This is a genomic window from Kitasatospora sp. NPDC059088 (assembly GCF_042738155.1).
Classification (GTDB): domain Bacteria; phylum Actinomycetota; class Actinomycetes; order Streptomycetales; family Streptomycetaceae; genus Kitasatospora.
This window is the reverse complement of record NZ_JBHYGR010000101.1, coordinates 22,681-33,919: the sequence shown is the minus strand read 5'-3', so window position 1 is coordinate 33,919 and position 11,239 is coordinate 22,681. Positions and strand designations below refer to the sequence as shown.

The window sequence follows — 11,239 nt, the reverse complement described above, 5'->3', positions numbered from 1 at the left end:
TCCCCCGCTCCCCCCCCGCCGCACCCGCGGGGCCCCACCCCCCACCCCCCCTGCGGCGCCCCCTCCCCCGCCCCGCGCGCCCCGCGCCGGGGATCGCGTCGGGGGCGCGCGCCGGCGGGGGCGAGCGGGGCGCCCCGGGCGCCCGGGCGCAGCGCCGAGAAGTGGAACGCGTCGTAGACCCCGGGCAGGTCGAGCAGCCGCCGGAAGACGGCTTCCCCGGCGGCGCCCGACCGCTGCCCGAGCAGCGCCATCGCGTCCACGGTGGCGGTGCTCCAGCCGCGCTCGCGCAGGGTGTCGGCGCAGGCCTGGGCCATCACGTCGTGGCCCTGGCCGAGCGAGCCGGAGACCAGCAGGGCGTGCGGCATCGGGCGTTCCGGGTCAGCCGGCGGCGGGGGCGGCGGCGCCGGCCCGGTACCAGTCGGCGTAGCGGTGCACGCCGTCGGCGAACTGGGTCCTCGGCGACCAGCCGAGCAGCCGTTTCGCCTGGGCGGAGGAGATCCGCCGCCCGGTGTAGTCGGCCTTGCGCCCGTCGATGTGCTCGATGGTGACCGGCCCGAGCAGCCGGTCGACGGTGTCGGCGATGTCGCGCACCGAGACGGCCGTGGAGCCCTCCAGGGCGAAGGTCTGGTCCTCGGCGGCGGGGGAGAGGGCGCGGACGTGGGCGTCGGCGAGGTCCTCGACGTAGACGAAGTTGCGGCTCTGCCGGCCGTCCCCGGCGATGGTGATCGGCCGTCCCTCCAGCGCGGCCTGGACGAACCGGGCGACGACCAGTTCGTCGCGCATCCGCGGACCGTACGGGATGCCGTAGCGCAGGATGGTGAAGTGCTGCCCGTAGAGCTCGCGGTAGCTGTGCACCAGCATCTCGGCGGCGAGTTTGGTGGCCACGTACAGGTGCCCGCTGTGTTCCAGCTCGATCGGTACGTGCTCGTCCAACTCCTGTTCCCCGCCGTCGAGTTGGTCGTCGGTGAGGGCTGCTCCGTAGACCCAGACGGTGCTCGCCAGGACGGTGCGGCTCAGTCCGCTGCGCCGGGCGGCCTCCAGGACGGCCTCGGTGCCGTCGATGTTGGTCCGCACCGCCCGGACGGGGTCGGCGGACACCTGCTCGACGTCGGCCATCGCGGCCAGGTGGTAGACCACCTCGCTGCCGGCCAGCGCCGAGGTCAGCGCGGGCAGGTCGAGGATGTCGAGGCGGGCGTGTTCGGCGTCGGGGTTGAGGTACTGGTCGGTGGTGTCCACGGCGAGCACCTCGTGGCCGGCCGCGATCAGGTGGTCCACGACGTGTGAGCCGATGAACCCGCAGCCCCCGGTGACGGCTATCCGCACGGTCTTGCTCCTTTCGGTCCGGCTGTCCGGCTGTCCGGCTGTCCGGTCTGTCCGGTCTGTCCGGCTGTCCGGCTACGCGGCAGGCCGGCTAGCCGGCCATCCGCCGGTGCACGGTGGAGACGGCCTCGACGACCAGCTCCGTCTCGTCCTCGGTCATGTCGGAGTGCACCGGCAGGCAGACCTGCCGGGCGCAGACGTCCTCGGCCACCGGCAGCGGACCGCCCCGGTAGGGGGCGAGGACGGGCTGGAGGTGCAGCGGCAGGTCGTAGACCTCGCCGGACATCCGCACCCCGTACTCCTCGGCCACCGCCTTCTTGAAGGCGGCGCGGTCGACGCCGGGCGCCAGCAGCGCCACGTACTTGTAGTAGTTGCCGCGGCTGCCGGGCGGTTCGAGCACCGGCCGCAGGCCGTCGACGCCGACCAGTGCCGAGTCGTAGCGGCGGGCGACGGCCCGGCGGGTCTCGATGAACTCCTTGAGCCGGCGCAGGTGCACGGCGCCGACGGCGGCGTGCAGCTCGCTCATCCGCCAGGAGTACCCGAGCCGGACGTGGTGGTTGGTGCCGAAGGAGCCCTTGCCCTGGTCGCGGTGGATCCGGGCCTCGTCGCGCAGCTCGGGCGACTCGGTGAGGATCATGCCGCCCTCGCCGCTGGTGGTGACCTTGGTCGGGTAGAAGGAGAAGGCCCCGGCCAGGCCGAAGGTCCCGGCGGCCCGGCCGCCCAGGCTGCTGCCGTGGGCGTGCGCGGCGTCCTCGACCAGCGGGATGCCGCGCTGGTCGCAGAGCTCGCGCAGGGCGTCCACGTCCGGCGTGACGAGCCCGCCGATGTGGACGAGTACGACGGCTGCGGTATCCGGGGTGAGGGCGGCGGCCAGGGTCTCCGGGGAGAGCGCCAGGGTGGCCGGGTCGACGTCCGCGAACACCGGGCGGCCGCCCGCGTGCACCACGGCGCCGGCCGTGGCGTAGAAGGTGACGGCGGGGACGACCACGTCGCGGCCGCGCACGTCGACACCGCGCAGGACGATCTCCAGGGCCGCCGTGCCGCTGCTCACCGCGACGGCGTGCGAGGCGCCGTGCTCGGCGGCGAAGGCCTGCTCGAACCGCTCGGTCCACGGGCCGAGGGTGAGGGCACCGGTGGTGAGCATCTCGGTCACGGCGTCGGCGACGGCAGCGCGGTCGTTCTCGTCGAACACGATGCGGGCGGCTGGCACGCCCATGAGGCACCTCCGGCGGCGGGCTGGGGTCAGCACCGATCGGGACGGGTCGGCCCGGACCAGGGCAAAACGGTCGGGCCAGTGGCCCATCACGCTACTGGGCCGGGGCGGTCGCGGCCCGTCGTCACCGGCCGGCCGGGTGACCCGGGACTGCTCCCGCCGCAGGCCAACGGGCTGCTCCCGGCTGCTCCCGGTGCGGGGCGTGCGCTCCTCCGTACGGGGGAGGGCCCTACTGCGTCCGCAGTACGCAAACGGCCTGCGCAGGGACGACGACGGAGCAGGGGTCGGCGATCAAGGATTGGTCATGCTGCGAGCGGACCGCCTCCGGGGGCCCGTTCCCGCACCCGTCCCCTCCGCGCACCTGCTTCCGAATCCGAAGGAGCCCGTTCCCCCGTGGCAACGATCCTGTACCGCCTTGGCCGATGGGCCTTCGCCCGGCGCCGGCTGGTGACCCTGCTCTGGGTCGCCGTGCTGGCGCTCGCCGGAGTCCTGGCGGCGAAGGCGCCCGCCGCACCCGACGACGGATTCTCGATGCCCGGCACGGAGGCGCAGAAGGCCTTCGACCTGATGAACGAGCGCTTCCCCGGCGGCCACGCCGACGGCGCCTCGGCCCGCCTGGTGTTCGTCGCGCCCTCCGGGCAGAAGATCACCGCCGGGCCGAACCAGCAGGCCGTCGAGAAGACGGTCGCCGAGCTCGCCCACGGCGAGCAGGTCACGGCCGCGGTGGACCCGTTCAAGATGCCGGGCGCGGTCTCCAAGGACGGCTCGACGGCCTACGCGACGGTCAGCTACTCCGCCAAGGCGGGTGAGGTGTCGAAGGGCGCCACCGACGCCCTCCAGCAGGCCGCCCAGCACGGCCGGGACGCCGGGCTCAAGGTCGAGATCGGCGGCAACGCGCTGATGGCCAAGCCCGACGCGGGCGGCAGCAGCGAGGCGATCGGCATGGCGCTGTCCGCCGTCGTCCTGGTGATCACCTTCGGTTCGCTGGTCGCCGCCGGCCTGCCGCTGCTCACCGCCGTGATCGGCGTCGGCCTCGGCATGTCGCTGATCACCGCGTTCGGCAGCGTGCTCGGCCTCTCCTCGACCACCGGCACGCTCGCCATGATGCTCGGCCTCGCGGTCGGCATCGACTACGCCCTGTTCATCGTGTCCCGCTACCGGGCCGAGCTCGCCGAGGGCCGCACCCAGCAGGAGGCGGCCGGCCGGGCCATCGGCACCGCCGGCTCCGCGGTGGTCTTCGCCGGCCTGACCGTGGTGATCGCCCTCGCCGGGCTCTCCGTGGTCGGCATCCCGATGCTCGCCAAGATGGGCATGGCCGCCGCCGGGACGGTCGTCATCGCCGTGCTGGTCGCGCTCACCCTGGTGCCCGCGCTGCTGGGCTTCATCGGCCGCCGGGCGCTGCCCCGCAAGACCCGCAAGGCCCAGGCCGACGGCGACGGCGCGGCGCGGCCGGTCGGCGCCAAGGAGAACGGCGGCTCCCGCTGGGCCCGGTTCATCGTGCGCCGCCCGCTCGCGGTGCTGCTGCTCGGCGTGGTCGGCCTCGGCGTGCTCGCCGCTCCCGCGCTCGACCTGCGCCTCGGCCTGCCCGGGGACGAGGCCAAGCCCACCTCCACCACCCAGCGCCGTGCCTACGACCTGCTGTCCGAGGGCTTCGGCCCCGGCTTCAACGGGCCGCTGACCGTCCTGGTGGACGTCAAGGGCACCGCGGACCCGAAGGCCGCCGCCGGCGAGGTCGCCAAGAGCGTCTCGGCCGTGCCGGGCGTGGTCACGGTCACGCCGCCGATGTTCAACAAGGCGGGGGACACCGCCCTGCTCAACGCCATTCCGGCCACCGGCCCGGCCGAGAGCGCGACCAAGGACCTGGTCCACACCATCCGCGGCCAGGCGGCCGGCCTCAAGGCCTCCACCGGGGCGACGGTGCTGGTCAGCGGTACGACGGCGATGAACATCGACGTCTCGCAGAAGCTCAGCGACGCGATGCTGCCCTACCTCGCCGTGGTCGTCGGCCTGGCCGTCCTGCTGCTGCTGGTGGTCTTCCGCTCCGTCCTCGTCCCGCTCAAGGCGGCGCTCGGCTTCCTGCTCTCGGTGGCCGCCGCGCTCGGCGCGGTCGTCGCGGTCTTCCAGTGGGGCTGGCTGGCCGACCTGATCGGCGTGGAGCAGACCGGTCCGGTGATGAGCATGATGCCGATCTTCATGATCGGCGTGGTCTTCGGCCTCGCCATGGACTACGAGGTGTTCCTGGTCACCCGGATCCGTGAGGCCTTCGTCCACGGCGAGGAGCCGGGCGAGGCCATCGTCACCGGATTCCGGCACAACGCCCGGGTGGTCACCGCGGCCGCCTTCATCATGATCGCCGTCTTCGCGGGCTTCATCGGGATGAGCGAACCGATGATCAAGATGATGGGCCTGGGCCTCGCCGCGGCCGTCGCCTTCGACGCCTTCGTGGTCCGGATGACGATCGTCCCGGCCGTCCTCGCCCTGCTCGGCCGCCGCGCCTGGTGGCTGCCGAGCTGGCTCGACCGCCTGATACCCGACGTCGACGTCGAGGGCAGCAAGCTGCACACCGCCGCCCCCGAACCGGCACCGGCCAAGGAGCCGGTCACCGTCTAGGTCCTGTCCGGGCCTGGGCCCGGCGCACCCGGTGACACCGGGCCCGGCCCGAGCACCCCTCGGGCCGGGCCCGGCGCCACCCGGCTCGGACAACGGTTCGAGCCCCACCCGTTACCGTTGCTGTCGGGGCCGCCGTCCGCGCGCAGGCCCCGACTCGGCGTTCCGCACCCCGCACCGGGGCGCGGCGCGACACCGACTGGCAGAACCCGGCGAGGGTGCCGCCAGGGCACCCCGACCCGGAGAACAGGACGATGAGCGACACCTGGCAGCGCCTGCGCCGTGAGCACCCCCGGGCGTTCGACATCGCCGGCGGCACGGCCCTGATCGGGATCACCGCCCTCGGCGCCACGATCGACCAGAACAGCGGGCGCTTCGCCCCGGTCGACCTGCCCACCGGCCTGCTCGCCCTGATCGCCGCGGTGGTCGTGTTCTTCCACCGCCGCCACCCGCGCGCCGTGGTCGCCGTCACGCTGCTCTGCACGATGCTGCTCGCCGTGGTCAGCCCGCGGCTCACCCCGACGCTGGCGACCCCGCTGCTGCTCGCGCTCTACTCCCTCGCCACCCGCACCGACCGCGCCACCGCGCTGCGCGCCTCCATCGTCACCGCCGTCCTGCTCAGTGGGATATCGCTGTTCCTCGGCCCCGGCGGCCCGCTCGGCGAGCGGCTCGGCGTCCTCGCCTGGGCCCTGCTGCCCGGCGCCCTCGGCGATTCCATCCGCAACCGCCGCGCCCACCTCGCCGCCATCGAGGAACGCGCCGAGCGCGCCGAACGCACCCGCGAGGAGGAGGCCCGCCGCCGGGTCGCCGACGAGCGGATCCGGATCGCCCGCGACCTCCACGACGTCGTCGCCCACCACATCGCCCTCGCCAACGCCCAGGCCGGCATCGCCGTCCACCTCATGGACAGCCACCCGGTGCAGGCCCGCGAGGTGCTCAGCCACATCACCGACGCCACCGGCTCCGCCCTCCAGGAGCTGCGCGCCACCGTCGGCCTGCTGCGCCGCGCGGAGGAACCCGCCCCGCTCGAACCCGCCCCCGGCCTCGACCGGCTGCCCGAGCTGATCAACGCCTTCGAACGGGCCGGCCTGCCGGTGCGGCTCGCCGTCGAGGGGGAGGCCCGGCCGCTGTCGCCCGGCGTCGACCTCACCGCCTTCCGGATCGTCCAGGAGTCGCTGACCAACGTCGCCAAGCACGCCCACGGCGCCGACGCCGAGGTCACCCTCTCCTACAGCGGCAGCCGGGTCGCCGTCAGCGTCGCCAACAGCCGCCCGACCAGACCCGGGCGCCCCCGCACCGCCCTGCTGCCGCCGCCCGCCCCGGGCGAGAGCGGCTTCGGCCTGATCGGCATGCGCGAACGGGCCGGTGCCGTGGGCGGCCGCCTCACCGCCGACCGGCAGTCGGACGGCGGCTACCTGGTCACCGCCGAACTCCCGCTGCGCACCGGTGCCCGGGAGGACGTCGCGCCCCCGGCGTTGGACACCGCCCGGGCCGTGAGCACGCCCGGACCGGGCCACCCGGCCGGGCCCGCCGCCAGGGACCGGCCCGCCCATGCCTTCTGGCGCGACTGCACCGTCCGGCCCGTCCGCCCCACCGGCTCCGGCCACCCCACGGACTCCGACCGCCCCACCGGCCCCGTCGGCTCCCCCGACCGGGCCGCCCCCGCCGACCCGACCCGACCCGATCACGCCATCCGGAAGGACAAGGACCGCGCATGACCATCCGCGTGCTGCTCGCCGACGACCAGGCCCTGCTGCGTGGCGCCTTCCGGATGCTGATCGACGCCGAGGAGGACATGGAGGTGGTCGGCGAGGCCGCCGACGGCCGGGAGGCGGTGGAACTCGCCCGGGCCACCAAGCCCGACCTCGTGCTGATGGACATCCGGATGCCCGGCGCCGACGGCCTCGGCGCCACCGCCGAGATCTGCGCCGACGAGGAGCTCTCCGGCACCCGGGTGCTCATCCTCACCACCTTCGAGATAGACGAGTACGTGGCCCAGGCGCTGCGCGCGGGCGCCGGGGGCTTCCTCGGCAAGGGCGCCGACCCGAAGGAACTGCTCGCCGCCGTGCGCACCGTCGCGGCCGGCGAGGCCCTGCTCTCGCCCGCCGCCACCCGCGCCGTGATCGAGCAGTTCCTCGCCCAGCCCGACCCGGCCGCCGCCGCGTCCGCCGAGCGGCTGGCCGTGCTCACCGCCCGTGAGCGCGAGGTGATGTCGATGGCCGCCACCGGGCTCACCAACGAGGAGATCGCCGAGCGGATGTTCGTCAGCCCGTTCACCGTCCGGACCCATGTGCACCGGGCGATGTCCAAGCTGGACGCCCGGGACCGCGCCCAGCTCGTCGCGATCGCCTACCAGTCCGGGCTGGTCCCGCCCGGCCGCCCGGCCTGACGCGACGTCAATCCTCCGTCGCGGAAGCCGTTCAAGATCCGGTCCTGGCCGAAAACCGACTCCGAACTGGTGTATCAGCGAGTAGTCTTCCGATGACTCAGAATGAGGAGGATGTTCGTGGAAACCAAGGACACGGCCGGCGAGGTGCGGATTCTCCAGCCGTTGCCCGAGCGCACGGGGGGCGGGTCGCAGGCGTTCGAGCTGCGGCTCGCACGTCTGCTCCGCGTGCTCGGGGCCGAGGTCGCGACGGGGGCGGACTACGCCGGTGCGGCCCGATGGGAGGTCCACAAGGCGCTCACCGGCCGGTCCGAGCTGCCCGAGGAGTACTTCGAGCCGCTGTTGGAGGCGGCGGTCCACGACCCCAACCCGAGCTTCAACCGCCGCTTCGTCGAGCCCGCCCTGATCGCCTTCGGCCAGCGCCGGGTCCGACTGGCCCTGCTCGACTACCTGCGGACCGGCACCAACCCGGAGCGGGCGGGCGCCGCCCGGGCCTGGTACTGGACGGCGCTGACGGTCCGCGGTGGCCGGCACGCGACCGCCGACGAGGGCGCCACGGTCCGCGACAGCTGGAACCGGGCCGCACTGAGGGAGTTCGTCGGCAACGAGGACCTGGACGTCCGCCGCTGCATCCTGCCCGGCCTGCCCCTGGTGCCGCGCGCCTACCCGGCCGACCTGCACACCCTGGTGGAGGCGGCGGTCACCATCGCCCGCTCCCACCCCGACGAGTACATCCGCCACCGCGCCGAGGTCCAGACCGCCCTCTGACCCTCCGGCCCTCTGCCCCGCCCGCTCCGGGTGCGCGCGGACCGACACGCGCCCCCGGAGCGCCGGCGCCCCCGGCCCGGGGCCGGTCAGCCGGTCTTGACGGTGATGTCGCCGATGTCCGTGCCCAGGTCCAGCTTGTACTTGCCGTTGGGGTCGTTCTGGACGCCGATGTGCTTCTCGCCGATGTCCGTCCCGGCGCTCACGTGGTAGGAGCCGGCGGGGACGGTGACGTGGATCTCGCCGTTGGAGGTGCTGGCCTTGATGTCCTGGGCCTTGCCGGGGGTGAGGTTGATCCCGCCGTTGTCGGTCTTGGCCTGGATCCGGTCGCCCTTGAGCGAAGTTCCCTTGATCTCACCGTTGTTGGTGCGCACGTCGACCGAGCCGGCGGCCTGGTCGACGGAGATGTCCCCGGCGTCGGTGTGGACGGAGACCTCGCCGATCTGGGAGAGGTGGATCCCGCCGGCGGAGGTGCCGCCGCTGACCGGCAGTCCGGCGGGCAGCTCGACGGTGTAGTCCACCGAGCAGTTGTGCCCGCAGCCGCCGAGGACCAGCACCCCGCCGTCGACCCGGGTGCTCGTGCCGGGCTTGCCGCTGTGGTACGTGATCTTCCGGTGGACGGAGACGCCCCCGGTGCCGGTCCTGCCGTGGACGGTGACGTCCCCGGAGGAGTTGTCGAGCTTGACCGCGGTGACCTTGTCGGACACGGTCGCGTCGTCGCTGAACGAGGTGCCGACCGGATCGCAGGCGGTGAGCGCCGCGGTGGCGAGCCCGGCGGCCAGGGCGACCCCGGCGTAGCGGTAGGTGAGTCGGTGGACGTGGCGGCGGTCGTGGACCATGGTGGTTCCCCCCAAGTCATGCGCGTGCGTGGCGTGCTGACCCCGTGCGACCGCCCCGCTCCGGAGCCGTCCCGACGACAGTAGCCGGGGCCCCTGGGCCGGGGCGGTGGTAAAAACCCCCCAATCGGCACTCCGGCCAGCACCACCCCGTTCCACCGCACCGCATGTGACGTCGGGTCAGGTCTTGCGCGCCACCGCGCCGTACATGCCCACCCGCTCCGCGCCCGGGGCCGGTTCCCCCTCCGGCCGCCAGAGCGGAACGGTGACCACCCCGGGCTCCAGCAGCTCCAGCCCGTCGAAGAACTCCCGCACCTGCTCCCGGCTCCGCCCGACCAGCGGCGCGGTCGCCTTGTCGTACACGCCGGTGACCCGGTCCCGCACCGCGGCGGGGATGAAGTCGGCCGTGCCGTGCGAGAGCACCAGGTGGCTGCCGGACGGCAGGGCGGCGAGCAGCGTGGCCACCGCCCGGTACGGCTCGTCCTCGTCGCGCAGGAAGTGCAGCACGGCGGCGAGCACCAGCCCGACCGGCCGGGAGAAGTCGAGCAGCCCCTCGGCCCGGACGGCCTCCAGCACCGCCGCCGGCTCCCGCAGGTCGGCCCGCAGCACGGTGGTGCGTCCGGGCCCGGAGCCCGCCATCAGCGCGCGGGCGTGGCTGAGCACGATCGGGTCGTTGTCGACGTAGACGACCCGGGCGGCCGGGTCCACGGCCCGGGCGATCTCGTGGGTGTTGCCGGCGGTGGGGATGCCGGTGCCGACGTCGAGGAACTGGTCGACGCCCAGCCCGGCGACGCAGCGCACCGCCCGGGTCAGGAAGCCCCGGTTGGCCCGGGCGGTGGAGCGGAACTCCGGGTTGGCGGCGAGCGCCTTCTCGGCGGCGGCGCGGTCGGCGGGAAAGTTGTCCTTGCCGCCCAGGTAGTAGTCGTACATCCGGGCCGGGTGGGGCGTGTCGGGCCGCAGGTCGGCCGGTATCCGGGGGTCGCCGGACTCCCACATGCTCGTGTACCCCATGCCTGCCGCCCCTCTGGCCGTCCCGGCCGGGGTGCTCCCCGGGCGGGCTGTTCCCGAACGTCGGCGGACAGCCTAAAGCCCAGGTCAGTGCCCTGGTGGCGGTTGGCCGGCTCGCCCCCGTATGTCCCTTTCGTGGTGCCCCGGCGGCGGTCCCGGCGGAGGATGGGAACTCCGGGGGCCGGCGGCAGGGGCCGACGGCAGTGGCAGCGCGTGACACGGGAGGTCCGGGTCCATGGGAATCGCTATGGCAGACATCCGCGAGTGGCGGGGCCAGGACGTGGTCGACGAGAACGGCAAGCGGATCGGCACGCTGGAGTCGGTCTACGTCGAGACGTCCACCGACGAGCCGTTCTTCGCCACCGTCACGATCGGCGTGATGGCCAAGCGCCGCCTGGCCTTCGTCCCGTTGGAGGGGGCGGTGGCCGGTCCGGCCTACCTGCGGGTGGCGCACCCGCGGAGCAAGGTCAAGGACGCCCCGGCGATCGGCACCGACGACATCCTGCCCGCCACCGACGAGCCCGAGGTGTTCGCGTACTACGAGCTGCCGTACGCGACGGGCGCCGCGGGCGAGCGGCGGCTGGCCCGGCGCTGATCCCGCCGCCCGCTGCGGGACGATCTTCGTCCGGTCGGGAATGAATACCCCACCGGGTACACTTGTCCATCGACAGTCGAGGTGAAAGGCGGCCCGGACATGCAGGTGGACGAGGAGGCGGTCGGCGCGGTCCTGAACCGACTGCGTCGGGCCCAGGGCCAGTTGGCCGGGGTGATCGCGATGATCGAGGCGGGGCGGGACTGCAAGGACGTGGTCACCCAGCTCGCCGCCGTCTCGCGCGCCCTGGACCGGGCCGGGTTCAAGATCGTGGCGAGCGGGATGCGCCAGTGCATGGCCGCCGCCGACGAGGACGGCGCGCCGATGAGCGAGGCCGAACTGGAGAAGCTCTTCCTCGCCCTGGCCTGATCGCCCGAGCCCGAGCCCGAGCCCCGGCCCTGGCCCGGGGGCCCCCCCCCCCGGCCCCCCCGCGCCCCCCCCCCCGGGGGCCGCCCGCGGTCCCGCCGCGGCGGCACAGTATATAAATAAGAATCGACGCGGGTCACTAGATA

Annotated in this window: 10 protein-coding genes; 6 read left to right on the top strand and 4 right to left on the bottom strand. The window is 74.1% G+C overall.

All coding sequences use genetic code 11. The features are described from left to right. Positions 1 to 378 precede the first annotated feature (378 nt). Positions 379 to 1,323 (bottom strand): NAD-dependent epimerase/dehydratase family protein, encoded by a 945-nt coding sequence (locus tag ACFWXO_RS33210; RefSeq protein ID WP_380528584.1) that lies wholly within the window; start codon positions 1,321 to 1,323, stop codon positions 379 to 381. An 88-nt stretch (positions 1,324 to 1,411) separates the two neighbouring features. Next, positions 1,412 to 2,536, bottom strand: a complete 1,125-nt coding sequence (locus tag ACFWXO_RS33205; RefSeq protein WP_380528582.1) for a DegT/DnrJ/EryC1/StrS family aminotransferase — start codon at positions 2,534 to 2,536, stop codon at positions 1,412 to 1,414. A gap of 390 nt (positions 2,537 to 2,926) precedes the next feature. Here ACFWXO_RS33205 and ACFWXO_RS33200 point away from each other — a divergent pair, with 390 nt between their 5' ends. From ACFWXO_RS33200 to ACFWXO_RS33185, 4 genes are all read left to right on the top strand, one after another. Beyond that, a complete protein-coding gene (locus tag ACFWXO_RS33200) occupies positions 2,927 to 5,143 on the top strand; it encodes an MMPL family transporter (protein WP_375886981.1) in 2,217 nt (738 codons plus the stop codon). A 251-nt stretch (positions 5,144 to 5,394) separates the two neighbouring features. Beyond that, entirely contained in the window at positions 5,395 to 6,858 is a 1,464-nt protein-coding gene (locus ACFWXO_RS33195; protein ID WP_380528580.1) for a sensor histidine kinase, read from the top strand. After that, positions 6,855 to 7,529: a response regulator gene (locus ACFWXO_RS33190; RefSeq protein ID WP_375886984.1), complete on the top strand. Its 675-nt coding sequence runs from the start codon at positions 6,855 to 6,857 to the stop codon at positions 7,527 to 7,529. The genes ACFWXO_RS33195 and ACFWXO_RS33190 overlap by 4 nt, the downstream gene beginning before the upstream one ends. A gap of 117 nt (positions 7,530 to 7,646) precedes the next feature. Next, positions 7,647 to 8,294, top strand: a complete 648-nt coding sequence (locus ACFWXO_RS33185; RefSeq protein ID WP_375886986.1) for a hypothetical protein — start codon at positions 7,647 to 7,649, stop codon at positions 8,292 to 8,294. A gap of 86 nt (positions 8,295 to 8,380) precedes the next feature. Here the strand turns inward: ACFWXO_RS33185 and ACFWXO_RS33180 are convergent, their stop codons facing one another. Together ACFWXO_RS33180 and ACFWXO_RS33175 are read right to left on the bottom strand one after the other, a co-directional pair. Next, positions 8,381 to 9,130 carry a DUF4097 family beta strand repeat-containing protein gene (locus tag ACFWXO_RS33180; protein WP_380528577.1) on the bottom strand — a complete coding sequence of 250 codons (750 nt, stop codon included), beginning with the start codon at positions 9,128 to 9,130 and terminating at the stop codon, positions 8,381 to 8,383. 177 nt (positions 9,131 to 9,307) lie between these two features. Further along, the gene (locus ACFWXO_RS33175) at positions 9,308 to 10,138 is read right to left on the bottom strand and encodes an SAM-dependent methyltransferase (protein WP_380528576.1); all 831 of its coding nucleotides are present in this window, start codon (positions 10,136 to 10,138) and stop codon (positions 9,308 to 9,310) included. A 244-nt stretch (positions 10,139 to 10,382) separates the two neighbouring features. On the opposite strand from ACFWXO_RS33175, the gene ACFWXO_RS33170 reads away from it, so the two are divergent. Further along, positions 10,383 to 10,730: a PRC-barrel domain-containing protein gene (locus ACFWXO_RS33170; protein WP_375886992.1), complete on the top strand. Its 348-nt coding sequence runs from the start codon at positions 10,383 to 10,385 to the stop codon at positions 10,728 to 10,730. Between the two features lie 99 nt (positions 10,731 to 10,829). Next, positions 10,830 to 11,096: a metal-sensitive transcriptional regulator gene (locus tag ACFWXO_RS33165; RefSeq protein WP_030553044.1), complete on the top strand. Its 267-nt coding sequence runs from the start codon at positions 10,830 to 10,832 to the stop codon at positions 11,094 to 11,096. The last annotated feature ends 143 nt before the right edge of the window (positions 11,097 to 11,239 follow it).

Excerpts from the sequence above, each read along its gene's own strand:
- ACFWXO_RS33205 (WP_380528582.1), bottom strand. The coding sequence starts at position 2,536 with ATGGGCGTGCCAGCCGCCCGCATCGTGTTCGACGAGAACGACCGCGCT.
- ACFWXO_RS33195 (WP_380528580.1), top strand. The coding sequence starts at position 5,395 with ATGAGCGACACCTGGCAGCGCCTGCGCCGTGAGCACCCCCGGGCGTTC.
- ACFWXO_RS33190 (WP_375886984.1), top strand. The coding sequence starts at position 6,855 with ATGACCATCCGCGTGCTGCTCGCCGACGACCAGGCCCTGCTGCGTGGC.
- ACFWXO_RS33180 (WP_380528577.1), bottom strand. The coding sequence starts at position 9,130 with ATGGTCCACGACCGCCGCCACGTCCACCGACTCACCTACCGCTACGCC.
- ACFWXO_RS33175 (WP_380528576.1), bottom strand. The coding sequence starts at position 10,138 with ATGGGGTACACGAGCATGTGGGAGTCCGGCGACCCCCGGATACCGGCC.
- ACFWXO_RS33170 (WP_375886992.1), top strand. The coding sequence starts at position 10,383 with ATGGCAGACATCCGCGAGTGGCGGGGCCAGGACGTGGTCGACGAGAAC.
- ACFWXO_RS33165 (WP_030553044.1), top strand. The coding sequence starts at position 10,830 with ATGCAGGTGGACGAGGAGGCGGTCGGCGCGGTCCTGAACCGACTGCGT.